We start from the raw sequence: 414 nt of genomic DNA, 5'->3' as shown, positions 1-414 counted from the left end.
GTGGTTGTGGTAGGAAAACCAGCCATCGACGCGGTAACTGAAACTACAGCTTCAATCAATGGAAATACTGGCGGAACAACAATTTCACTTGTAAATAATGATACTTTAAACGGAAATCCGGTTGTTATCGGAACCAATCCCGGTGAAGTTAAATTAACCGGAATCACCGTTCCAACAGGATTTGTATTAAATGCAGACGGAACAGTAACTGTTCCGGCAAATACTCCGGCAGGAAACTATAATGTGGAATACAGCATCTGCGAGATTACTAACCCAACAAACTGTGATTCTGTAATCTCGGTGGTTGTAGTTGGAAAACCAACCATTGATGCGGTAACCGAAACTATGGCTTCAATCAATGGAAATGCAGGCGGAACGACAGCAGAATCAGTAATTACAAATGATACTTTAAAC

1 pseudogene is annotated in these 414 nt (G+C 41.3%); it reads left to right on the top strand.

The annotated features are described in order from the left end of the window. Positions 1-414 (top strand): annotated as a pseudogene (locus RT99_RS25470) (hypothetical protein); the annotation flags it as partial.

The organism is Flavobacterium sp. MEB061, from assembly GCF_000834715.1.
Lineage (GTDB): Bacteria > Bacteroidota > Bacteroidia > Flavobacteriales > Flavobacteriaceae > Flavobacterium > Flavobacterium pectinovorum.
This window is presented reverse-complemented; position numbering and strand designations above follow the sequence as displayed.